A 23802-nucleotide genomic window follows, 5' to 3' on the forward strand; every position below is an offset into this window, starting at 1 on the left:
CGATTGGACCCGGACCCGCGCCGGCCCAACCGCATACTCCCGGGGAGTCCACGTCCCGCTCATCCCCGCACATTCCTCCGGCACAACCAGAAGGGCCGGTGAGACCCGGATGGGAGCCCTCCGTTCACGGGATTTAAAAATGTACCCGGCCCGTTTTTCAGATTCGTTCCAGGTCCGTGCTGTCAAAAACAAGGTACCCCTCTTCCTGCAGCCGATCCTTGCCTTCAATGGTCCCGGCAGAGAACAGCGCGTACTTCCGGTGGCGGTACTGGTCGGCACGCACGATCTTCGACTTGGTTTTTAAGAGAGCGAGGAGACTTTTTGCCTGCCGGTATGCGATATCGCCCCACTTGCATTCGCCAAAAACAATGGCAGATGATGTATCGTCAAGGGCCACGAGATCGATCTCGTCTTCCTTGTACCACCAGTGGCCGGTACGGTACCCCGGCAGCACGATTCCGGCAAACTCGTCCCGCACAAACGATTCGAACTGCCGGCCAAAAAACGGGTTCATATCCAGGACAAGGGTATCGTTGTGCCCGGTCTCGATCTCCTGCCGGCGCGGAAAAACATGGCAGTACCAGAAATCAAAGACCCGGTCCCGGATCCGGTAGATTCCCTGCCGGGGATTCCCGAGAACCGGCACCTCTTTTTCTACAAGCCCCAGCCGGATCATGGAGTCGAGGTACGGGTACACGTGGCGGGTGTCGAGACCGCAGAACTGGGCGATGGATGTCGGGGATGTATTCCCGAGTGCAATCGCGTGGAGGATCGACTGGTATACCTTGAGCTCCCGGAACTCCTGCGAGAGGATAAAATATGGTTCGTGGTAAAAATACCCGTACCGGTTGAAAAATTCAGATTTGAAAAAATTATCGCTGTCATCGTATGCGCCGGCCTTGAGTAAATATTCCGGCACGCCGCCAATCGACAGGTATGCCTTGAGGGCATCGTGAAATGAGAAATGAAAGAACCGCCGTGCATCGGAGAACCGGAGCGGCGGGAGCAGCATGTCCCGGGTCCTCCGGCCATAGAGCGGCGACGTGGACGAGAGGGCGAGATCGCTCATGAGCGAGAGGATCGAGCCGGAGAGGAGAAGGCACCAGTCGGAACCACTGATACTCCGGTCCCAGGCTTTCTGGAGCGCAGAAAGGATGGAAGGATCGTTTTTTACCAGGTACGTGAATTCATCGATGACAAGGTACGTTCTTTTACCGGGCTGCTTTTGTGCGAGATAGGTAAAGAGCTGGTCCCAGGATTTTATATCCAGCTCTGATAAGAGGGAGTCGTCGAAATATTCTGCGCACCGGGTCTTGAGCTGGCCGATCTGGATATGCGGGGAAGCATCCTCTGCAATATAGAGTATACCGGGCTTGTCCCGGATGAATTCATCGATCAGCCGGGTCTTCCCAATCCTCCTGCGGCCGTAGAGGATGATGAGCCTTCCTCCGGCGCTCTGCCACTCGCGTTCGAGCAACGCCCGCTCCTCCTCGCGGTCGATGAACTCCCTAATCATGATTAGTACTAATCACGATTAGGATGATTAATGTTTTGACGATTGAGGGGTTCTTTCCGGGGGCTAATCCTGTGAGGGTATGAAGGTGCAGGCCGGCACCCGGCCATCCATCAACCCGGAACGCCCCGGTCCCGGCATCCGGGTGGATATTCCGGCCGTACCATGAGATAGCATGTCCGACTTCAATAACGATGGAATTACCCCCCTCGAAAAACGTACAAAGATCAATCTTTTGTGTTCGTTCCACCTGGACACTTATCTGGACAAAATGTCCACATGGAGGCAGGACTCTTCTTTTCACGGACGTTTGTACCGAAATCTATCATCCAACCTGATTGTCCGGATTCACACGATTCTTTTCATCTCCAATGGTATCTGGACAATTATCCGGTCAGTACACGGATGGGGGCACCTGGTACCAGGATAGCCCAGGGGGGATCGGCTCATTCCAGGAGTTCTCCGATTTTTACTATTCCGGTCAAAATATATGACCTTCATATTCGCGTTCTGCTGGCATTTCCGGGTGCCGGTTGGGGAATGTAGGGGGTAAAAACCGCGCCGGTGGGAACACCAGCAAGGGCCATTCTACGAGGTCGTTTCCACCCGCATTTCGGTAAACGGGGTGATATTAGGGCTTATTTTCCACAGGAACTGAAACGGTGCGTTTTACGGGGTTTACCGGGATCGGCCGGGATCGGAAATATGGAATCGGAGCCCGATACGGGGGTATTTCCCTCGGGGGGAGGGGGTCTTTCGTACCAGGGTATCCCACCCGTATCAGGCCCCGGCCGGCGGGACCACCCGGGACTACGGTTCTGTGGTGGCGGGGGCTGAGGAGTGCGGGAGGCGGCCGGGGGTTTTTGGTGCCGTGACCTCAATTCGGGGGATGCATTCTCCCGACCCGCACTCTCCGACGGAGGCCCTCCACCAGGAACCCCCTCTGCGCCACCCAACCGACACTATTTCCCGGAAAACCGACACTGTTTCACACATTTTTCCTCATTTTCACGTCGGAGATTCATGACAGCATTTAGCACTATTTGGAGGGGCGTTCGTCCGGAAAACGGAAGGGAGGTTGCGGGAAATGGAAGGAACGCCTTTTTCCGGGATCGGGTTTACGTACGTGAGGGCGTTTACTCCGTCAGTGGGGGCAGGGTTTCCTGAGCACTCCCTCGACGTGGGAGGGATCCCGGGAACCCATGGGGAGCAGTTCAACGAAAAGGATGACGGGTGCAAGGATGGTGTGAGAAGATCACCGGACGGGAATTATCCTCAACCGGAAGGGTACGCATCTATCGAAAACAGTGGATCCGCGGCACGAACAAAAAAACACAAATTCCGCCATAAAAACGCGCAAGACCAGGATTACTCAGGGAAATTCCAATTCGCCGGATGAGATTCGTTTCAGGGTTCTGTTTTTTCAGCCGGATCATCTCCGCATATTTCCAAAACGATACCCGATCGTTCGGATCCCGGCACAGAGATCGTATATATGAGTATTATAAATCGTTCAGTGGGAATAACCGGAGGTTGTCCCAAAAGAAGAGGACGGGTTCACCAAGCGACGAACTTTGTGTTGAACCCGGTCCCGCCCGTAGGCATGAGATTGTTATCTTCTGATCCTATGAAGGTTTTCTCTGTGCCTTGCGAGCGGAGCGTATCTAAAAAAACGAACGGAGTTGAAAAAAAATGAAACTACGCAAACTGAGCCTCGTCCTGCTGGCACTATTGCTGGCAGCGATGGCGATGGTACCGATGGTGAGTGCAGGGGAACTACAAAAGAATAATCTGAATGAGACAATGGATCCCAATGCAGATCCTGAAATCATCTCAATTTTGCAGATTGCATCCGTTGAAGAACACATTCCATTGAATGAACAAACCGTCACAACCATTCAACAGGCAAAAGTGGATAAGAGGTCGTATCTTGAAAACTATGTCAGCCCGTCCAAGAAAATCATTACTCTAATGGAGAAAAAGGGTACAAGGATTCTCAAATCACCGATCTGTTACAGAAAAACGGATACGGGTGGGATCCCCGGACAGGAGCCAGCTGGAAAGGCACACCTCCAACCGCTGAGGAACAAAAAAATATTGATCTGATTCGCGGACCTGGATATTCCCCCGATTGGACTACTGACGTGAATGCAAGGAATAAGACCAATCTGTTAAGAAATACACTGGTACATAACACAGCCGGTGCATTGATGATGATCAATGATCAGAACACCTATACGGGTATCAATACTGATATGAGCCCTGGACCACTCCCCGTAAGTTCAACCGGGACATTTCAGCATGTTGTTACAACACATGTTGGTAAACCTGCAGCTTCCGGGGAAGACTGGACAGAGGCTGGTGCGACTATGTCTGTAAACGATCCGAGTCCACGGTACTTCACGTATGATAATGATGAAGGAGGATGGCAATTCCATGGCAGTGCAGATTCCTCACAGAAAAATTACCAGATCTTTGTATCAAATACATTGGAATCATATACCCACAATGGCGGAACCGTGTCGGGATATGTTTACAATATCTGGATTAATAATAACTGGGTAAGGAACGGTCATTTATTATCCCGTCAGACAGGGATAAACTGTGCCAATGAAAACTGGGATCAGGGGAACAACGTGTTTTCCCCGGAAAATTCGCATCCAACATTCCAGTATGGGTATCTCTTCAAGGACTCAGGTTATCAATTGTGGGGAGCCTACAGCGGACTTCAATCGAATTTCAATACATGGGGCTCGGGACAATATACAAATGCTATGAGCGGAGGATCCTATTCATTCGTTTCGTGGGTATCATGAAGAAATCATTATTCACTATTTTTTTCCTTGCCTGCATCATGACAGGGGTTATTTCCGCAGGATGCCTTCATGAAACCAGAGTACCATCCTCTGTGATATCGGAACAGAATACAACGCTGACAACCATCACGACCACCATCAAGGAACAGGACTTCAACGCAACAGCAGTAAAAATAGCACTGCAGAACGAGACGGTGAGATTATACATTTCACAAGGGTTTACCGTGACGAATGTTGGCCCTGCAACTACCGGAATAAACGACAGGACCCTGAAAGTCACTGCGGTTCTGATCGACACTCCCCAGGATATGATCGGGGTAAATGTTGATGTTTCTGACGGGAGCATTGTTTCAATCTGGACCCTGCCAAAAAGGAGTCCGGAGCCCTCAAAAACAGAAATGTGAATCGGTGGAGCCGGGCAGAACTGACCGGCATCCATTCTGTGGAGATTATCACAGTTCCCACCCCCGGAAAATCCGGCCCTCATATCTGCGTTCTGCGGGCATTTCCGGGTGCCGGTTGGGGGAAATAAGGGGCAAAAACCGGGTCGACCGGGCCACCATTAAGGGCCATTCTACGAGGTCTATTCCAGCCGCATTCCGGCAAACGGGGCGATTATAGGGCTTATTTTCCACAGGAACTGAAAAGGAGCGTTATATGGGGGGTTACCGGAATCGGCCCGTTTCGGAAAAAAGGAATCAGAGCCCGATACGGGCTTATTTTGGCATAGGGGAATGGGGATAGATCCTGAAATGCCATCGTGAGGGCATTGACAGGAGTATATTCACTACCCCCGATCCGGGCCATCTACGGCCCCCGATTGCCCATCTTCCCAGATCCAGAGGTCATATTACTCTAAAATGAGGGTGAGTTTCACCCATTTCCGGCCAGTTTCACGTCGGAGATGTAGAGGTCATATGTAGCCATATTACAGCGGCCGTTTGTCCGGAAACCAGGGTGGGGTAGCGGAAAATGAAAGGAAAGCCGGTTTTGGGATCGATCCTACGTCGGAGAAGGGATTTCTCCGTCGGAGACATGTGTGTCAAGATCTCCCAACGTGACCTGCCATTTCCCGGCCCGCACTCTCCGACGGAGGCCCCCCACCAGGAGCTCCCTCTGCACCACCCAACCGACACTATTTCCCGGAAAACCGACACTGTTTCACCCATTTTTCCTCATTTTCACGTCGGCAATTCATGACAGCATTTAGCACCATTTGGAGGGGCGTTCGTCCGGAAAACAGGAGGAGGTTGCGGAAAATGGAAGGACGGGCGGTTTTGGGGATCGGGTTTACGTCGGAGAGGAGGGTCTCTCCGTCGGAAAAGAAAGGGTTTCCGGGGCTCCATCTCGACAAAGGGAGAGTTGCACCGGGAGAACTGGCATCAGGGGTACATAGGATTTCAGCGGGGAACACGGAGACCGTGCCGGAAAAATTTCCCGGCACCATCCGCTGAATCTTTTTTCAATCAAAGTCTGGTTGAAAAATAAAAATTCAAGGTCCGGTTGATCCGGATCCGGTTTTCAATCGAGATCATGATCGCAATGATTTTTTTGAAATCAAACCTTGAATGAAAATAAAAATTCAAAATCTGCCATAAAAAAACTAATCCATATTGCCGACACCCACCTCGCCCACCTAATCAATGCACCCCGGCCTCACTCAGCCGGAACTCTATAGCGGCCCCTCATCCTTCAGGAATATCGTCTGCCACGAAACCCGTCCTTCCTCGACCGCCCGCTTGATCAGCGTTTCTTCCCGCGTAAGTCTTCCTTTCCCTTTCTTCACTTCCACGAGAACGATATTGATCACATCGCCTTTGTCGTCCTTTACCGAAGTATACCCGTCAAAGACCACAAAGTCGATCGGGTTGCCGATGAACCGGGCGTCAGCGGAAGAAAACGGAAACTCCGGTAGGAACGGGGCCATCTGTTCGGAGATCCTTCCCTTCAGCGTTGAGCGGGAGCGGTTGACCGAATCCTTCCGGATATCAGTGGTGCATTCTATTTTCCAGCGTTCGAGATCGTTTCGTGCCCGCCCTTCGATTGCGCTGATCTGTTGACGGAAGAAGAGATATGCGACGACGATGCCCAGGATAAATGCGATAGCGGGGAGGAGGAGATCGGTAAATGTCATGAAAATCCTGATCAGGGATTGACCATGCGGTTGATATAGGTGCGGAGCATGGAGTGAAAATTAAAATGGGTCTGGGTAATCAACAACAAGGGGTTTGAGGGGGACTTGGCAGAGGGGGCTTAGGCTTATGCATAGTACTTGACTGGGCATACCCTCATCCAAAATAAGCCCTTAAACTGCCCGGTTTTCCAATTGGACGAAGATTTTTTAAGGTAGGGAAATTGTGTTCACCCCAAAGAGGTCGTTACAACAATCAGAAAGATGCCAAAAAAATCTGAACACTTAAAATCTGAAGCCAGAAGACATATGCTGAATCATTTGAAATAATTGAGAAGTCTTGGATTATCAGTAGAGACCCAATTTCAATAAAATATAAAATGCTAATAAACAATCAAAGCGCTTTATTCATTGCAATGTTTTTGTAAGAAATCGGAATAAATCCTAGTAAATTCTACCTCTGTGATGAAGCAATAGTGTTTTTTTATACGATTTTCATTCATAGCCGTATAAATACGATCCCTTAATGCGTTATCAATATCTGTCATGGTAACCGTTGTAACAATATTAATCCCACTTTTATGGATAGAATCATGAAATTGGCGGAAATAGCCATCTCGTTCAGACCCTGATTCTAAATCTGGCTTAATAATGAAGCAAATATTACAGCCGTTTTTTTCGGATATTTTATCAACAATTCCTATATCACAAATCTCATGTCCATGGTGAGTACCCCCAGTTTTTCGTAAATACTGACCCAAAATATATTTTATACAGGTTTTATATTCGTCTTTATCGCGTTTAAGCAAACAAGAATTACAATCGTCTTTAGTAGGGTGAGAAATACATTTTTCTTTTAATCCAGCTATCTGTTCCCTGAGTTCTAGCATAGATTTTGTTGAGATCTCTGGAATGTCTGAAAACGAATGAATCAGATCAAATGGAATAATACCATTAGCGAATGAATTTCTTTTTAAGGTTTTGATGTTTAATTCAGTTTCAATTATTTTTTGATTTTGAGTTGTATATTCATCCCAATCGATAGAAAAAAATTGGTCTTTAAATTTTTTCCCTAAACCCGGTTCAATATTGATAACATGTGAAATTTTTCCGAGAATTCGCTCTCGAAATAGTGGATCATTATCTCGATTTTCAAAAATTGGACCATTTTTTAATAAATTATGCAGTATTGCCCTTAAATTTCTTTTATACTCTCTTCCAACACTAGGTTTTTCGTTAACAACAATTCCTGCAACTCTCTGACAGGAACCTCGACAAAGAACTCGTGTTTTTTCTACATTAATTTTGAATCCGGCTCTTTCAATTTTTTTCCGGATTAGGTTTTTATATTTAGGGAGGATCCGACCACCGGAGATTGCGATGTCATCTGCATATCTCGTATAGGATAAACGTCTCAGTTTACAAAAGGAAGCGATTTTTTGATCCATAGAATATGCAATCAAATTTGATAACATCGGACTTGTAGGGGCACCCTGAGATAATCGAAAGTTAAATGTGCAAAGTTCAGCGAGAACCAATGAAATTCTATCATTATATCCAATAATTTTGAAGTAATTTCTTACTTTTTTCAAATTAATACTTGGAAAAAAGTCTTTGATATCTATACACATCACGATTTGCTTTCTCACATGTTTTTTAGCATTTGTGAAAATCGATCGCGTCGGAATGAAGCCATGCGCATATTTTCCAGGATTTAATTTATACAAAATATGATCTAAAATCCATCGTTGCACATTTTTCAGAGGTTTTGAGGGGGCATCAATTCTTCGATATCCTTTTACTTTTTTGGGAATTTCAAATGAGGAATATGCTCTTTCTTTGTTCAAAATGAAAACTTCTAACTGTTCAGCTGAAGCATTAGTCATTTCAGCCAGATGCTTGAGATCATAAATATAGGGCAGGTTTTTGTAAGTAAGTCGATTGAAAAAATCTTTTTCTTCATCGAATTGCTTATCAAAATTTGCAAGCCCACGCGAATGTAAATATTCACTAAGTTCACATTCATTTCTTACAAAAAATTCCATGGTATCAAAAAAGGAGCCATTCTTGCTAAGGTGAGCCGTGTTACGAGGATGAAGTCGCGCCAGCGACTTTATCCTTGGAATATGGGTCACATGTTCTACATTTGCCTACTATTCCATTTGCATGGCGTAACGCCATACATGCTATCTATGTGATGTTCAATAGCATTTAATCCAAGAATGACTCCTTGGATTTATATATTTAATATTACAAGAAATAATTTGCCTTTTAATTTTCTTCATTAAACATTATTTTTATTTCTTTAATGCCCAGATTTTCTGAACAATTGCTTCGAGAGTGATACACGATTTTCCTTGCTCTTTTGCCGCTTTGATTATATTCATGATAACAACAGGATTTTTTTGAGCATTTTTCTTTTCTGATATTGAAAATTCATCTTGATATCTACGAATTAATGCCTCGTATAAATCATTACCAATCTCCCTCTTTAATGTACTTTCTAAATCTTTTTCTAAACAAGCTGCATTTTCTTCAATAAAACACGGCCAATCTTCAATCTTATTTGAACCAATTAGTCGTAATAACCGACGATTTTCTAAGGGATTTATCTTTTTATCAAGAGGCCGTCGACATGTAATACAACTTCCTTCGGTCACTCCTTTTCCAGAATCGTTATCCCAAATGATGTAAACGGGTATTCCCAATTCGGAAAAAATGAGGTATGGGCGATCAATGTTTGTTTTTCCCATGCATGGAATAACCGCGAATCCCATTGCTTCTAGATCTTGATTATTCACATGAGCCATGCCAAGTATTGCCGCACGATCATCTTCACCTTCAACGAGAATAACAACATCTGCAAAAAAACCCTCATTCATCCATGGAGTCATAATCGTTTTTAGTCGAGGAATAATATTTTGACCGGTAAAATGGCCCGGGGGTTCTGGATACACGGTGCACATTATCTCCGCAATGCGATCAAGAGTGGTACTAACAACGATCGTTTTCTTAGGGTTCTTCGGACCGTTATTTACCTTTTTTAATAGGCGGATTTCATTAATTCTGTCGATACCAACAAAAAGCGGAGAATGGGTACAATAGATAATCTGAGTTTTTTCAGCAACACCGGGAAGGCTGCCTTGTGCTAGTTGAGATAAAACTTTTGCAAAATGTCGTTGACGATTTGGATGTTGATATAATTCGGGTTCTTCGATAGCCAATATTAAATTGGGTAGTTCGTTTTTACCTGCTACAGAAGTATGTCCGGCTCCAGGAGACATCTCTGTGATTTCTTGCTTCGCTAGACTAAGTTTTGATTGAATTATCGCGAGATGTTGTAAAATCGTTAATATGAATGCTCGTTGAATTCCATGCCCTGTCCGATCAACGGTTGAAGAATAACCATCTTCTGATAATTTCAACTCAGCAGTTGGGGGAGGGATATTTATTTGACCGAGAGGTACCCATTTCAGATCTATTTTCGAATCGGGTATATAGTCATTCAGAGTTTTTGTCAATTGAGACGAAAGGGTCTTAAGTTCCGGGATCTTTTTGGGATCCATTAATTCTTCATAACGTTTTTGAGTGTCGTTTCTAAGTTTTTTGATTTCTTCCTTTTCTGCAATGACACTTCGAACAACCAAATCCATCAATTTTGTTAAAATTGAATTTTTTGATTCATACGCCTCTTCACTAGCATCTTTGATCGCGGGAATAAACAATAGTCGGGAGAATCTTCCTAAATTCCCTTGACTTCCCTCATTGAAATCAAAAAATTGACCATTGTCACGTATTCGGACACAATCTTGAGGATGATCAGATTCCCACTTTCCCAAGTTTTCTTTATTTTGACGGAGTGTTTTAACCCACCCGGGTAGTGATGAATATTTGAGATTTTTCTTTAATTCGTCATAGACAATCTTTGCGGTCTTTCCACTATCTTTAATCTCAAATGCATTTTTTATTCCTTCAAATTCCAGATTTTGTAATGTTGATCCATGATACGCGGATATAATTTTTCCAGTATCACTGAGTTTAAAAATTCGCTCAACAGTGAGTATATTATTTTGTAAATATTCTGAGAATTGCTTTTCGGCCTCAGTAGAGAGGTCTTTGAAAGTTATGGATATGCATATTTCATCTAAACCATTTTGATTATAAAAATCATCAAGGCTAATCGTGGGCGATCCTGAATAAAAATCTCTCAATGCATACAGAAATGAGGATTTACCTGATCCATTTGCTCCCACTAATGCTGTAAGTCGCTCACAAGAAACCCTTTCATCATAGATTGAACGAAAATTTTTTACATGAATTGATTCGATTATCATGGCATTGTGGTTTTCAAGCCACTTTTTTTGTGGGGAAACGATCTTTTATGTATTGGGCAAAGAATTTCCCCTTGGACGGGGCATTCATTAAATTATTGTACATTTCTCTAGGAACATTGCTATATTGATAAATTCCACTACTAATAAATTCGATCTCTAAAATTTCTTGGTGTTCGTCATAACCTACAGATTTTAGGTTGCTCGATTGAACCGGTTGTCGTAACATGGTACACCTAGATTAACAATAAAGTGGAATGATAATAAAAGTTGTTAAATGGATTTATTGCTGATAAAAATTTATTAATATGTTCAATAGGTCTCATTCATTCAATAAAAAAAAGGATTTTCTCAAAATGTATCGTCATCGCTATGAAAATTTGTATCTAGATGCATTTTCTTTATAATCCACTCATCCCACTTCCATTTTCCCCCCATCCCCCACCCCCTTATATCCCATAAAATTCCATACAAAAGTATACGATGAAACTCATCCACATCGCCGACACCCACCTGGGTCTCGCTGCGTTCAACCGGCTCGATCCCGAATCCGGCATGAACCTCCGGGAGAAGCAGGTTTACGACAACTTCCTCCAAGCGATAGATGGGATTATCCGCCAGAAGCCGGACGTACTCGTCCATGCCGGCGACCTCTTCGATACGGTAAAACCAAAAACCAAAGCCTACACAACCGTCCTGGAAGCACTCGAAAGACTCAGTGAAGCTGGCATCCCGCTCGTCATCATTGCCGGCAACCACAGCATGGTAAAGACCCGGTACACGACCTCGCCGTTCGAAGTCCTCACGTACCACAAGTCGCAAATCACCGCGGCCTACAGGTTCCGGTACGAGAAGGTGGAGATCGGCGACACGATATTCCACCTCATCCCGAATATGCTCCGCGTGGAAGACTACCGGGCAGCCTATGATCAGGTAGAGCTCGCACCCGGCCACACGAACGTGCTCGTGACCCACGGGCTCGCAACCGCGATCAAGGACAAGAGGCTCGCAACCGTTGCCGAGCACGAGCTGGACGGCACGATCCTTTCGGATAGATTCGATTACATTGCGCTCGGCCACTACCACCGCCAGTGCCAGATCACGGACAATGCCTGGTACTCGGGCTCGACCGAGTTTCTCACGTATGGGGAGATTCGGGACGAGAAGGGCGGGCTTCTCGTGGACCCGGGCCGGCATGAGGTTACGCACCTCGAACTCCCGAAGACCCCGATGGCGGACTGTGGGACAATCAAGTGCCAGGGCGTCCACCCCGGGGATATCACGGAAGAGATCATCGCCCGGGTGACAAAGAAGAACCTGCCAAAATACGCGATGGCTCAGGTGACGCTCGATGGTCTCTCGCGGGAGCATGGCAAGGGCATCGACATGCGGGATCTTGCAAGTGTCCGCGAACAGCTCCTGGACCTGAAAATCCGGGTGAAGTCGGAGGAAGATGATTCACCCGTCCCGCTCCAGCAGGACATCCGGATGATCGATTACCTGCAGGAGTTTGAGGGCTTTGTAGGAAATCAGCAGATCTCCGCAAAGCAGAAGGAGTTCGCGCTCGCACGCGGGAAAGAAGTCCTGCAGTCCGTGATGGACGAGCACCGGGGGACGGCAGAATGATCCTCGACCGGCTCGTGCTCGACAACTTCAAGCGGTTCCGGCACGCCGAGATCAACTTCAAAGATGGTATCACCGGCGTGCTCGGGAACAACGGTACGGGCAAGTCGAGCCTCGTCCAAGCAATATTCTTTGCGCTGTACGGCGTGCAGGCAACCGGGATCACAGCCGACTACATTGTTTCCAGTTTTGCTGGCCAGAAAGAGAAGTGCCAGGTCCGGCTCGAATTCACGATAGGTAGTGACAGGTACGCAGTCATCCGCATCTTCAAGAAGGCAAAGAGCGTCACGCACGAAGCAGAATTCTACAAGAACACAAAAATGATGGCAACGGGCGTGAGCCAGGTCGAGACCGAAGTCAGGAGGACGCTCGGCATGGGGCCGGTAGATTTCAAAAACACGATCTACGCCGGCCAGAAAGATCTCTTAACGCTCCTTGAAAACACGCCGGGCAAGCGGAAGGAGTGGTTTCTCCGGGCGCTCGGGATCGATTTTCTGAACACCGAGAGCCAGAAGATCCTAAAAGAGCAGATCGATACAAAAGCCGGGGAGCTCCAGCGGAAGGAAGGCGAGCTTGCGGCAATGGCCGGCCGGCAGAGCGAAGAGGAACTCGCCACACTTCAGGCATCGGTTACAAGGTTCACGGCAGCAATTGCTGAGCACATCACCACCCGCGACATTTTTAAGAAGAAGCGGGCTGAAATCGACGGGCAGCAGAAAGTCCTTGCCGAGAAGAAACTGGCATACAGCCGGCTTCGCGAGCAGCAGCAGGCACTCCGGCAGGAACTCGCGGACGAGACAATCCGGGCAAAGAAACTCGAATCAGCCCTCGCCCTGGTCGCGGATGAGGAGGCCGAGTACCACCGGATCGAGAAGACCGCCGGTTCGTACGCGGAAGTACGGGAACGGCTCGATCTCCTCCAGAAAAAGAAGGCCGAACATGTCCGGCTCACCGGGGAGATCGCTTTTCTGAAGCGCGAGATTGCCGATCTTGCCACACGGGAAGAGAAGCAGAAGTCACTCCTCGCGGGCCTCGACAAGGATGAGGCTGAACATACCCGGCTCTGCACCGCCATCCGGGCCGGCATCGGAGCCGGCCAGGAGCTCGCGGACGACCGGCTCGACAGTGCGCTCAGTTACCGGTTGAACGAGATCATGAAGAGGGCAGGCACGCTTTCCGCACAGCAGGAGCGATACCGCGAGGAACGGGAGAAGATAACCACCGACCTTGAAACCCTGCGAAAAGCCGGGTCCGATGGCATCTGCCCGCTCTGTCGGCAGAAACTCGGGGAGCACCTCGGGTGCCTTGATGCGGAATTCTCGGTAAAACTGCGGGAACTCGAAGAGCGGGCAGTAACCGACCTCGAAAAACAAGAGCGGCTCGAAAAAGAAAAAACTGCGATCAGTGCCCTCGTTCCATCCCTTGAGACGCTCCGTACCATTGCCGGCAGGCTGAAACTTCGGGTCGGGTACGAGGCCGAGCTTGTGGAACTCAGACAGAAGCATGCAAAAAAGACCGGGGAGCAGCAGGTCCTTGCCGAAACAATGGCAGCGCTCGCCTACGACGATACAGCCTGCAAGATCTGCGAGGCCGAGGCCACAAATGTCCAGAAGGCGCAGGCCCGCTTCATCGAGCTCGGAAAGAAGATCGGGCAGGCTGTCACCACAAAGCAACAACTGGCCGAACTTACTACCCGCATTGCGGAACGGAACGCAGGGCTTGCGATTCTAGAGAAAGAGATCGCTGCCTCCGCGTTCGATCCGGCAGAGACAACAAGAATCGAGAACTCCCTCGCAGAGACCGATGTGGCCCTCCGGAATGAGGAGGTTATCATCGCGAATGCGACCAAGGACCTCCGCTTCGCCGAAGAGAAAATCGTGGATTATAAAAAAGCCGCAGAGCAGATCGCCGGCTTAAAGCAACAGGCAGCCGCCCTCAAAGACGAGATAGAACTCCTCAAACTCACCCGGGCCCTCATAGCGGAGTATGTGGTGTACCTCATGCAGGTCGTGCGGAGCCGGCTCGAAGGCGAAGTGAGCCGGATAATCAGCGAGATCACCGGCGGACGGTACGAGCAGGTGCTTCTCGATGATGACTTCAACCTTCTCGTTCGTGACGTTGACAACGATTACGCCATCGACCGCTTTAGTGGCGGGGAGCAGGACGACATCGCGGTCGCACTCCGGATCGCCCTCTCACGGTACCTTGCGGAACTCCACCAGGTGCACGAGAGCACGTTCCTGATCTTTGACGAGATCTTCGGGAGCCAGGACGAGGAGCGGCGAAACAACCTCCTCACCGCACTCCGCACGCAAGAGTCCCGCTTCCCCCAGATCCTCCTCATCTCGCACATCGCCGAGATGCAGGGCGAGTTTGCAAACACGCTCGTCATCGAGATGGGAACAGATGGCGCAAGCCGGGTAAAGGTGGTGGAGTGATGACCCTAAAAAAATCCTATGATGAATCAATCACCCTTATTCTCGAACGAATCTCACATCAGATGCCCTATGATCTGGTTGAAAAGTTTTCTGAGTTCAGCCATCTCACCGACCAGGATATCCATCCCATCCAAAGAAAATCTGCCGGTATTGTCTGTGCAATTGACGGGAGTAATGCTATCATTGCTGAATCGGGTAGTTTTGCGCTCGCTGCAATTCGCGCAGTCCAGACAACCTTTTCCAAAGGAGAACGTCATTCACGGGCAATAACACCCCTCTCCGTAATTTCTGTCGGCCCGGAAGAAGAGAACGAGGATTTCAAGATCCTCATGAGTGATTGTTTTGGCATATTTCCTGAAACAAATCTGAAAAACAATGATGCAGAAAAAGTATCGGAAATTCTCCGTGACACCCTTGAATACTGGATTGCATTACAACAGACCAAGCAGCTTCCCAAAGGATCCCTTCTTCTCCTTGATGGGGCATTACGCGTAACGGACCAGAATCATGATCCCATATTGCAGAAAATTATCCAGACCGCACAGGACCGTGGCGTACTCCTTGCAGCAATCACGAAACGGACTCATGCGACATGGGGGGGTGGGCATCCCCTATTACCTACAGTTGGGGGCATGGCCCGTAAATTTGGCATGTCAGGGCCTTGGTGGGTTCGGATTAATGAACATCTGCTTGATAGCGCGGTTTACAAACGGGGAAGACAGGGAGATCTGTATGTGGCTTCCGTACATCCATCTAAGAATTTCCCCCTCAAAATGGAACTGCCAAAAGGAACGGATGAAAAAACGGTTGAACTGATTATGAACTCAATAGTTGCATGTTCCGATGATGGGCGAATACCTGGATACCCTTATCCCCTACTGGATGCTCACAGGACCGTTGTAATCGACAAAACGGTGATGGAACAAATCCGACAGGATCTCATGAAGGGTTTTTCATCGCACGGATTGAACAAGGAAATTTTTGACTTACTTTTTGGTGATATTCATGATGACTTTAAACGATATTGAAAATTCAGACAAGACAAAATTCCGATTGATCGGGAAGAGCGTGCTGTCATATCGGTTTATTGTACCTCACGATGCGAACCTGTTTGTTGGGGATATTGTTAAAATTCAGGATGCAAGAAAGAAGTATACTTTTTTTGCAAAGGTAATCGATCTATTCCATGAGAGTAATTTCGCCGATCAAAACTGGGATACCCGTCCATTCAGCGAACAATTCTACGGTCTTGGTGAAGATGTTTTTCTCGGAATTGAAGCGGTCCCTCTCGGATTTATTGATGAGACAGGAAAATTCAGGAAACCCCGTACAGTCCCAATAAAATTTTCCGAAGTCACAATTCCGAAAGCCGAAGATTTTGCATTTTTAACAAAACTGATGGGAGATATCGAAATAGGGGTGATGCGAACTGGCCAGAATGACCTCAAAGAGGTCCCGGTAAAAATCCCCAGCGAAGTATTGCCTCAACATATGGGAGTATTTGCAACAACGGGTATGGGAAAGAGCAATTTCATGCGGGTATTCTGTGCATCGTGCATGAAAGTTCATAATTTTGGTCTTCTCATTGTGGATCCACATGGGGAATATTTAACAGGTGGACCCTCGAGCACGGGAAAAACAACATTCGGTTTACCAGCATATACCGAAGGAAAAGACCATCTAGCAATTTTCACAATTGATGAAACCCATAGAAAAAACTATTCCGCCAATAGACTCATGCTTGAATACGATGATTTCCGAATGAGCGATCTCGGCCTCCTTTTTGAGTTATCTCCGCCACAATGGGAAGTAATCGAATCTCTAGATGATTTCGATTGTAGTAAAACGATTCCCTTTTTCCTTAACACCGATATAGATACCCTGCCAAATGCAACTAATCAAAATGTATATCAGGGGGATTATCCGGAAATTGCCAACAAATTACGCAGTTTCTATCCTTCAACACTAAAATCGATCAAACGAAAAATCGATATTATCGTTCAGGGTAATAAAAAATTCTTCCGAGAAAAGACATCGGTATTTAACGAAATATTAACTGCCTTACACAATCAGAAAGTCGTTCTCATTGACATTCCCCGGATGAGTGAGAGGAGCGAACTTTTTATTTTATCAATAATTACACGAAAAATTCTCGCCAAACATCGAGAAACGACAGAGAATTTTGGTGTTGATGATGACACTCCTGCTAAAAAACAAGTATTAATCGCAATCGATGAGGCGCAGAGAGTATTATCCAGTGGTGGAGCATCGACTCAGATATTCCGTGAATGCGCCATGGAAGGACGAAAATTTGGGGTTGGTCTTTGTGTTATTACACAACAACCAAAAAATGTTGATCCGAAAGTACTAGCCCAAATTAACACATTTGTTGTCATGGGACTCGGTGATCGTGGAGATCGTGATATCGTAATGGGAAGTGCCAAACAGGATTTATCAAAGATGGAAGTAGAGATCCAGACATTAGATACGGGAGAAGCAATTATTAGTACTTTAAAAATTCCGTTCCCGGTAAGTACACGAATCCACTGGTTTGATGACTACGTGAAGGAACTTAACAAACAGAAAGCACGAAACATCCGGGACGGGCTTCCACCTGGGTTCGGATAATCTTTTTTCCCCGAGTGTTCGGGGCCGGGGGTTCATCCACCCAGATCTTCCACGAATGTGCGATGGAGGAACGCAGACAACCCCGGACAGGACTGACAGCGTGATGAGCGGACTGCAAAACAATGAGGCCCGGATAACTATCCTTATCTTTTTGGTATCCCCATCTTGTGGTACATAAAACCGGTTGCTTCTCACGCGTGAATACCCGGTTTCCTTAAAGGCAACGGTGATATCCATCAACAAAAAAACGCTCGGGCTCATCGCTCTCATCATGGTAATCCTTCTGGCCGCAGCCTGGGCCGGGTATATGGTAATCCACGCAAATACCCCGGTCCGTATCGGCGTCCTCCTCCCGATAACCGGCGATGTGGAATTCAAAGAGCCGCTCGAATGGGCCAAAGACACCATCAACAGCCAGGGGGGGATCGCAGGAAGGCCGGTTGAGCTCGTGTACAGGGACACGGGCTCTGGAAATACAACAGAGCTGGGCCGGGTGCTCCTGAACGACGATTCCATCCATATCGTGATAGGACCGGAAAAAAGTGATGAGGTGTACGCGCTCGCTCCCGCATTCATTGCAAAAAAGAAAGTCCTCATCAGCCCGTCCGCGACATCCGGGGATATTCTCAGGGCATTTGGAAAGAACGGGTATGTCTGGCGGACTGTGCAGGGCGACGCAGCCCAAGTCAAGGTCATCCTCACGATCTTAAAAGGCAAGGGGGCAACAAAAGTAGCCCTGCTCGCGGACAGCAGCACCTATGGCGACACGTTCTATGACTGGACCGGATTCTTTGCAACCGAATACGGCATCGATGTCCCCTTCATCCGCCAGTTCAACGAAGGATCACCTGCGCTTGAAGCCGATGTTGCCGATGCTCTGGCGACAGACCCGGATTACCTTATTGCCGTTGCTTATCCGGAAGATGCTGCAAGGATCAAGCGGGCGGTTGACCGGTCCGGAAGCCGGACAAAACTCTTCTTTACCGATTCCGCAGCCACACCGGTCCTGGTAAGTTCACTTGGTGCTGCTGCCGAAGGGCTCGAGGGCACGAACCCCACGGCAGATCCTTCAACCGGATTTACTGAAGCATACGAGAAGAAATTCGGGCAGCGCCCGGCAGATTATGCAGCGCCTGCCTATGATGCCCTCCTGGTTGCTGCGTTTACCGAGGCCCGGCAGGAAAAAGAGCCCTTCGAGTCGCTTCCGGACTCGGTCCGGCGGGTCGTGTATGGCGAGGGAACGGTCACCGGCTGGGATGCGCAGGGCGTCCGCACAGCGCTTGAGAAGATCAAGAGCGGACCCATGCCCTGGATCACCGGCGCAAGTGGCGGCCTCGAGTACGATGAAGTGCTGGGGGTAGATCCGATCTCCTCGTACTACTCCCACTGGCAGGTGAGCAACGGCACGTTCCGGACCCTCCGCGTCCTCGATTCAGTGAACAGCACGGTTCCGGACAAAACCGGCGGTGAATCGGCCGGGGGATCCCATGCCTCGGTCGGACTCATGTCCTCTTCCGGAGCCCTTCTCGGAACCTATAGTGCTCCGGTAAACAGAACAAACTTTCAGGCCGTGATTGTCGGGCCTTCGAGAGGGTGGACCAATTACCGGCACCAGTCCGATGCTCTCACGGTCTATACCCTGCTCCGCCAGAACGGTGTCAGCGACGAAGACATCATCCTCATGATATACGACGATGTTCCCACCGTTCCGGAAAATCCCCTCAGGGGAGATGTCCATAATACCCCGAAAGGACCCAATATCAGGTCAGCGGCGGATGTGGATTACTATGGTGCAAATGTGAGCGCATCAACGTTCGAAAACATCATGACCGGCAACAAGAGCGAATCCACGCCGGTAGTCATCGAGGGCAATACCAGCACGGATGTATTTGTGTACATTGCGAGTCATGGTTCACCGGGAGAGATTGTATTCGGGACCGGTAATTCAGTCCTGACTGCAAAGGAGTTTGCCGCGCTTACGGATTCGATGGGGCAGAACCACCAGTACCGGCAGATGGCCTTTTTCGTGGATACCTGTTTTGGGGAGAGCATGGTAACCAATGTTACGGCCCCGGGTATCCTTTACCTGACCGGGGCAGCTAAAAGCGAGCCCTCGCTCGGGGCAACCTATGATCCGGACATCAACCAGTGGCTCTCGGACGAGTTCACTTCAAGCGTTCTCAGCTCAATCCGGGCAGACGGCAATATCACCTTCCGTAACCTCTATCCCGCTACGTACAGGAAGGTGACCGGCTCGCATGTCCGCATGGTAAGCACGGGAAATTTCAACCTCGATATGCCGGTCCGGGAGTACGTGAAATCATGAACCGGAACCATTGCATCATGGGGCCTTTGAGAGAGCAACATGATTACAAGGGTTTGCAGGAAATTTTTACCGTGAACGGAATGCGGACCCTGTTTTCCACCTGTTGTTGCAGGATGCACAGAAAACGGCCGATCGTTCCGGTACAGGTTTGAAGAACCATGCCAGTATGTCCTTTCTGTGGCAGCGACCGGGTCTATCCTCTCCTCGAGACCCTGCGCTGCAAGCGGTGCAAGTATATCTGGAAAACCGGTGCGGAAAACCTGGGCAGGTCCACCACCTGCGGCCCTGACAACACATCACAAAAAACCGGGAAACGATCCGATCCCATAAAAACAAGGCTGGAGAAGAAACTGGATCACTATCTCAAACGGTCCAAAGGAAAATTCTGTCTCGCCACCATGACCTGGCAGGCCGGGGATATTTCCCAAGAGCTGTTCAGGAGATATGTAAAGCAGTGCGTGAAAGACCGGACCCTGGAAGAAGAGAAAGATGGCAACGGGAGGATGTGGTACTTCCGGCCCTGACCGGTTCCTCTCCCCCCGGGCCACCGGTTGCAAAGGGGCCGGATACTATAGCCCCCGGGATAATCCCGCGACATGCCCGTTTTACTTAAGCCCGGCTTTTACAAACGTTGCGGAATACTGCCGGTCGGTATCCATGATATGCGTTGTAACCCATTCCTTGAGGAAATTCATGAGTTCCAGGGAGAGACCGAGGCGGCCGGCCTCGAAATCTTTCTGGAAATCGGAGACCTTTTTGACAAAGGCATCGTGCTTGAGCTTGTGCGCATGATACCCGGGGTAACTGAACTTCTGCATGTACTTCTCTTCAGCCTGGAAGTGGTAGACGGTATAGGATGCAAGTTCCTGGAGGGTGGATTCCATCACCTGTTTTCCCTGTCCGCCTTTCATGGCATCGTGAAGGCAGTTGATAAGTCCGATGAGTTTCTTGTGCTGGTCGTCAATCTCCTTGACCTTAACACTCAGTTCATCATTCCATGTCATGAGTGGCATGCGTTCATGTCTGCCAACCGGTGTATTTAACGATTTTCACAGCAGCGGAAAAGGGGAGGATTCTCACTGTTTTAGTCCCAACCGGTTCCGGATTTTACCCGTACAGGAAAACCCGGGCATACAGAAAACTCCGTGGGCTTTTGTCCGGCCGTCGCGCCAGGAACCCCCGGGGATAAAACACCCATGGGGATCGCCCGCTTGAGGCGTAACCGGTTTTAAGAGATAAGGACAACAATTAACAACATGCGGATAACATAAGTCCGTAAGACAATTTTTTAGGGAGCAGGATGACAACAGCGGGTTCAGGGAGTATGCTGGGACCGTATCTCACCCTTTTTGCCTCAGCTGAAATCTTTATCTTTGTTTTTATCGAGATCGTCACAAAACTGGAACCGATCGAGCGGGTCATAACGAAAACAGCGCAGTTCCGGGATTATATCATCCTTGTCGTCCTGTTTGGCCTGTTCTCGATTTTCGGGACATATGTCGGCATGCAGACCGAGTACGACTCCATCATGAATATCCGGGACATCGGTCCTATCGTTGCCGGCCTGATAGCCGGCCCGTATGCCGGTCTTGCAGTAGGGCTCATCGGTGGCATTCAGCGCCTGTCCCTGGGCGGGGCATCTGCTGTTGCCTGTTCGCTTGGCACGATCCTTGCCGGGCTCCTTGCCGGAGCACTGTACCATTTCAGCAAAGGGAAATTACCCGGGATTGTTCTCGCAATGATCTTTGGCGCTCTCATGGAACTGATGCACGGCATCCTGATCCTTGTCCTGGTCAACCCGTTCAGTGTTGCCAGTACAATCTTCATGGAAAACATCCCCCAGATGATTATTGCAAATTCCCTGGGAGTAGGGATCTGCATTATTGTCATCCACAGCAGGATCGAGATGCTCAGGATCATTCACTCGAAATAATGGGGCAGTACATAGCAGGATCAATCTGGATCCGGTCAGAGGGCTGGATTATTGAAGGGGATTGTATCCGGGCATTCTCTCGAATGTGTCACAAAACGCCGTAAATGAGCGGCCATTTTGCCGGAAATCCGGCAGTCAGAGATCAAGCACCATCAGAGAGAGCCCTCCGCTGAGCCCGGCAAAGCAGGGCGCACCGTTGATCTGGAAGGTGTCGTATGCTAAAAAGCCGGCCTGGCAGAACCCGGATGCCAGTAATGCCTTGTGCGAAGCCGGGTTCGTGCATTCGGCAACGATCTGCCGGTATCCCCGCTCGCGGGCCCGGGTTACCAGCCGTTCCATCATGGCCTTGAGCAGGCCACACCGGCGGTAATCCCTGCTGACGCCACCCTGCAGGGCATGCAGGACTGCGCCGGGAGGAATACTGCGCCGGTCGAGAAAACGCTCTTCCAGTTCATCGATCATGGCGATCGCCTCCCGGAAATTGTCAAGGTAGGCTGCATACCGCATGGGATCTTCGCAAAAATCATCCGTGATGTCAAAACTGAACAGGAACCCGACCGGCTCGCCGGTATGAGGGGCCCGGGCAACGAAGCTGAATCCCCGCCGGGCAAGGAGGCCCACGTACCAGTGGGCAAGGGGGAGGAGCCGGGCCGGATCGGGCGCTATGCGCACGGACGTGGGTTCATCGGCAAGAAAGATGTCGGCATAGAGCTGCGTTACCGGTCCTGCGTCCGCTTCTGACAGGAACGAGATGACCGGGGTACCCGGATTATTGCCTGCAGAAGGAATTTCAGGAGAGCGGTTCTCTCGTAGCATGACACTCTTCTGTAATGCACGCAACCAGATTAATTATTCCCCGCGGTCAGGCAGCAAACCCGCCGCATAAGGGAGTTAACGGCACCCGGTTTTCGGGAAATGATTATGCGATACCGTGACGGGCCGGATAGCTGGGCCGGATACACAAGAAAACATCTCCGGAAGATGTGCTCCGGTCAGCCCGCATCAGGTTTTTTCCATTCGTTTTCTTCAAATTATATGACATCCCACTAATCATCAACAGGAGAGCAGCAGAAGGAGCGGATTTTTGACCAGGCTGGATGATCTGTTAGACCCGTTGAGTCAGGGTATATGGGAAGTCGAGATACCGAAGGCATCGGTAACCGAACCCCTTGATGCCGGATGGATCCGGTCCCGGATCAATGTCCCCTCCCCGGGCACCATTGCTAGCTTTCGGAAAGGCCGGTTCCATGTGCACGAGACAAGGACCGGATGGCGGGTGCACCTGGACCGGTATGATCCGAAAAGAAATCCCCTGCTCCACCTCATCGATGACGCACCGCTGGTTCTCATGATCAGCGACACATTCATGACCCTGATCATGGATACACGGAGGGTTGACAACGAGAGTATGGCAGAGACCCTTGCAACCCAGCGGTTCATCTGGCAGGAGCAGGTTGTGTACGGGCTGCTCCTCTTAATCGTGGGGCTCTTTATCCTCAATAACCCGGTCCGGATCTTCAAAAACATCTTCGAGCTGCTCCTCCCGCTTGCAATCCTCTGCATTGCAGGCATGATCTTTATCCGGACCATCCGGGCCGGGCTGCCCCGGATGTACAAGGCCCGGGATCTCCTCTCGGGAATCATCATATTCTGTGCAGGAATCCTCGCGTTTCTCCTGCCCATGGACTACTGGATGACCGGCATCCTCGCCGTCCTCACGGTCTGGATGCTCGCAAGTGCCAGCATGCTCCTCTTCCGGGTGACAAAAGGTAAAAGTGCCGTACCCGAGGGATTTTACAGCCGCCTGGCAACGGGTATCATCTCGCTTATCCTCACCATTCTCCTCCACATCAGTCCTGCGGGTGTCTTTGTGCTGCTGATGGAGGTTCTTGGCGCGATCACGATCCTTCTCGGGGTAACCCTGTGCGTTAACGGGATGCGCCTCCGCACCTGGATACGGCAGACCCCGTCCCAGTAAACCGGTACCCGGATCCAGTTTCCCGTCAGGGGAAACGGTAAACACGGAGCCTTGGAAATAAAAAAAACAGGATTGTTACGAAAGA

Annotated in this window: 19 protein-coding genes; 12 read left to right on the forward strand and 7 right to left on the reverse strand. The window is 49.2% G+C overall.

Features of this window, described 5'->3' with window-relative positions; translation table 11 throughout:
* Positions 1-157: 157 nt before the first annotated feature.
* Positions 158-1516: an ATP-binding protein gene (locus tag WC598_RS08045; RefSeq protein WP_372960968.1), complete on the reverse strand. Its 1359-nt coding sequence runs from the start codon at positions 1514-1516 to the stop codon at positions 158-160.
* Between the two features lie 1689 nt (positions 1517-3205).
* Between WC598_RS08045 and WC598_RS08050 the strand changes: the two genes are divergently transcribed.
* The 4 genes from WC598_RS08050 to WC598_RS08065 all read left to right on the forward strand — a co-directional run bounded on the left by WC598_RS08050 (position 3206) and on the right by WC598_RS08065 (position 5783).
* On the forward strand, positions 3206-3619 hold the full coding sequence (locus WC598_RS08050) for a hypothetical protein (RefSeq protein ID WP_372960969.1): 414 nt from the start codon (positions 3206-3208) through the stop codon (positions 3617-3619).
* 104 nt (positions 3620-3723) lie between these two features.
* A complete protein-coding gene (locus WC598_RS08055; RefSeq protein WP_372960970.1) occupies positions 3724-4329 on the forward strand; it encodes a hypothetical protein in 606 nt (201 codons plus the stop codon).
* A 38-nt stretch (positions 4330-4367) separates the two neighbouring features.
* Positions 4368-4733: a hypothetical protein gene (locus tag WC598_RS08060; RefSeq protein WP_372960971.1), complete on the forward strand. Its 366-nt coding sequence runs from the start codon at positions 4368-4370 to the stop codon at positions 4731-4733.
* A 792-nt stretch (positions 4734-5525) separates the two neighbouring features.
* Complete coding sequence (locus WC598_RS08065) at positions 5526-5783, forward strand: hypothetical protein (protein WP_372960972.1); 258 nt, start codon at positions 5526-5528, stop codon at positions 5781-5783.
* Positions 5784-6001: 218 nt separating this feature from the next.
* Here WC598_RS08065 and WC598_RS08070 read toward each other — a convergent pair whose 3' ends face one another.
* The 4 genes from WC598_RS08070 to WC598_RS08085 form a co-directional block, all read right to left on the reverse strand.
* Complete coding sequence (locus WC598_RS08070; RefSeq protein ID WP_372960973.1) at positions 6002-6463, reverse strand: Holliday junction resolvase-like protein; 462 nt, start codon at positions 6461-6463, stop codon at positions 6002-6004.
* Between the two features lie 401 nt (positions 6464-6864).
* Entirely contained in the window at positions 6865-8595 is a 1731-nt protein-coding gene (locus tag WC598_RS08075; protein WP_372960974.1) for a retron St85 family RNA-directed DNA polymerase, read from the reverse strand.
* A gap of 162 nt (positions 8596-8757) precedes the next feature.
* A complete protein-coding gene (locus WC598_RS08080; RefSeq protein ID WP_372960975.1) occupies positions 8758-10794 on the reverse strand; it encodes an AAA family ATPase in 2037 nt (678 codons plus the stop codon).
* Between the two features lie 13 nt (positions 10795-10807).
* Positions 10808-11020: a KTSC domain-containing protein gene (locus WC598_RS08085; RefSeq protein ID WP_372960976.1), complete on the reverse strand. Its 213-nt coding sequence runs from the start codon at positions 11018-11020 to the stop codon at positions 10808-10810.
* A gap of 254 nt (positions 11021-11274) precedes the next feature.
* On the opposite strand from WC598_RS08085, the gene WC598_RS08090 reads away from it, so the two are divergent.
* The 6 genes from WC598_RS08090 to WC598_RS08115 all read left to right on the forward strand — a co-directional run bounded on the left by WC598_RS08090 (position 11275) and on the right by WC598_RS08115 (position 20330).
* Positions 11275-12417 carry an exonuclease SbcCD subunit D gene (locus WC598_RS08090; protein ID WP_372960977.1) on the forward strand — a complete coding sequence of 381 codons (1143 nt, stop codon included), beginning with the start codon at positions 11275-11277 and terminating at the stop codon, positions 12415-12417.
* The gene (locus WC598_RS08095; RefSeq protein WP_372960978.1) at positions 12414-14852 is read left to right on the forward strand and encodes an AAA family ATPase; all 2439 of its coding nucleotides are present in this window, start codon (positions 12414-12416) and stop codon (positions 14850-14852) included. The genes WC598_RS08090 and WC598_RS08095 overlap by 4 nt, the downstream gene beginning before the upstream one ends.
* The gene (locus tag WC598_RS08100) at positions 14852-15880 is read left to right on the forward strand and encodes a DNA double-strand break repair nuclease NurA (protein ID WP_372960979.1); all 1029 of its coding nucleotides are present in this window, start codon (positions 14852-14854) and stop codon (positions 15878-15880) included. The genes WC598_RS08095 and WC598_RS08100 overlap by 1 nt, the downstream gene beginning before the upstream one ends.
* Complete coding sequence (locus WC598_RS08105) at positions 15858-17480, forward strand: ATP-binding protein (protein WP_372960980.1); 1623 nt, start codon at positions 15858-15860, stop codon at positions 17478-17480. Before WC598_RS08100 ends, WC598_RS08105 begins: the two co-directional genes overlap by 23 nt.
* Before the next feature lie 184 nt (positions 17481-17664).
* Positions 17665-19806 (forward strand): C13 family peptidase, encoded by a 2142-nt coding sequence (locus WC598_RS08110; RefSeq protein WP_372960981.1) that lies wholly within the window; start codon positions 17665-17667, stop codon positions 19804-19806.
* Between the two features lie 158 nt (positions 19807-19964).
* Positions 19965-20330: a hypothetical protein gene (locus WC598_RS08115; protein ID WP_372960982.1), complete on the forward strand. Its 366-nt coding sequence runs from the start codon at positions 19965-19967 to the stop codon at positions 20328-20330.
* Positions 20331-20411: 81 nt separating this feature from the next.
* Here the strand turns inward: WC598_RS08115 and WC598_RS08120 are convergent, their stop codons facing one another.
* A complete protein-coding gene (locus WC598_RS08120; RefSeq protein ID WP_372960983.1) occupies positions 20412-20819 on the reverse strand; it encodes a bacteriohemerythrin in 408 nt (135 codons plus the stop codon).
* Positions 20820-21130: 311 nt separating this feature from the next.
* On the opposite strand from WC598_RS08120, the gene WC598_RS08125 reads away from it, so the two are divergent.
* Positions 21131-21739, forward strand: a complete 609-nt coding sequence (locus WC598_RS08125) for a LytS/YhcK type 5TM receptor domain-containing protein (RefSeq protein ID WP_372960984.1) — start codon at positions 21131-21133, stop codon at positions 21737-21739.
* A 135-nt stretch (positions 21740-21874) separates the two neighbouring features.
* On the opposite strand, the gene WC598_RS08130 is transcribed toward WC598_RS08125, so the two are convergent.
* Positions 21875-22555, reverse strand: a complete 681-nt coding sequence (locus WC598_RS08130) for an N-acetyltransferase family protein (protein WP_372960985.1) — start codon at positions 22553-22555, stop codon at positions 21875-21877.
* A 268-nt stretch (positions 22556-22823) separates the two neighbouring features.
* Between WC598_RS08130 and WC598_RS08135 the strand changes: the two genes are divergently transcribed.
* A complete protein-coding gene (locus tag WC598_RS08135; protein ID WP_372960986.1) occupies positions 22824-23717 on the forward strand; it encodes a hypothetical protein in 894 nt (297 codons plus the stop codon).
* Positions 23718-23802: the final 85 nt, after the last annotated feature.

It is taken from the genome of Methanoregula sp. (genome assembly GCF_041645475.1).
Taxonomy (GTDB): domain Archaea; phylum Halobacteriota; class Methanomicrobia; order Methanomicrobiales; family Methanospirillaceae; genus Methanoregula.

Coding starts and splice junctions, on each gene's coding strand:
- WC598_RS08090 (WP_372960977.1), top strand. CDS start 11,275: ATGAAACTCATCCACATCGCCGACACCCACCTGGGTCTCGCTGCGTTC.
- WC598_RS08095 (WP_372960978.1), top strand. CDS start 12,414: ATGATCCTCGACCGGCTCGTGCTCGACAACTTCAAGCGGTTCCGGCAC.
- WC598_RS08120 (WP_372960983.1), bottom strand. CDS start 20,819: ATGCCACTCATGACATGGAATGATGAACTGAGTGTTAAGGTCAAGGAG.
- WC598_RS08115 (WP_372960982.1), top strand. CDS start 19,965: ATGCCAGTATGTCCTTTCTGTGGCAGCGACCGGGTCTATCCTCTCCTC.
- WC598_RS08055 (WP_372960970.1), top strand. CDS start 3,724: ATGATGATCAATGATCAGAACACCTATACGGGTATCAATACTGATATG.
- WC598_RS08105 (WP_372960980.1), top strand. CDS start 15,858: ATGATGACTTTAAACGATATTGAAAATTCAGACAAGACAAAATTCCGA.
- WC598_RS08100 (WP_372960979.1), top strand. CDS start 14,852: ATGACCCTAAAAAAATCCTATGATGAATCAATCACCCTTATTCTCGAA.
- WC598_RS08070 (WP_372960973.1), bottom strand. CDS start 6,463: ATGACATTTACCGATCTCCTCCTCCCCGCTATCGCATTTATCCTGGGC.
- WC598_RS08050 (WP_372960969.1), top strand. CDS start 3,206: ATGAAACTACGCAAACTGAGCCTCGTCCTGCTGGCACTATTGCTGGCA.
- WC598_RS08085 (WP_372960976.1), bottom strand. CDS start 11,020: ATGTTACGACAACCGGTTCAATCGAGCAACCTAAAATCTGTAGGTTAT.
- WC598_RS08060 (WP_372960971.1), top strand. CDS start 4,368: ATGACAGGGGTTATTTCCGCAGGATGCCTTCATGAAACCAGAGTACCA.
- WC598_RS08065 (WP_372960972.1), top strand. CDS start 5,526: ATGACAGCATTTAGCACCATTTGGAGGGGCGTTCGTCCGGAAAACAGG.
- WC598_RS08045 (WP_372960968.1), bottom strand. CDS start 1,516: ATGATTAGGGAGTTCATCGACCGCGAGGAGGAGCGGGCGTTGCTCGAA.
- WC598_RS08080 (WP_372960975.1), bottom strand. CDS start 10,794: ATGATAATCGAATCAATTCATGTAAAAAATTTTCGTTCAATCTATGAT.
- WC598_RS08125 (WP_372960984.1), top strand. CDS start 21,131: ATGCTGGGACCGTATCTCACCCTTTTTGCCTCAGCTGAAATCTTTATC.
- WC598_RS08130 (WP_372960985.1), bottom strand. CDS start 22,555: ATGCTACGAGAGAACCGCTCTCCTGAAATTCCTTCTGCAGGCAATAAT.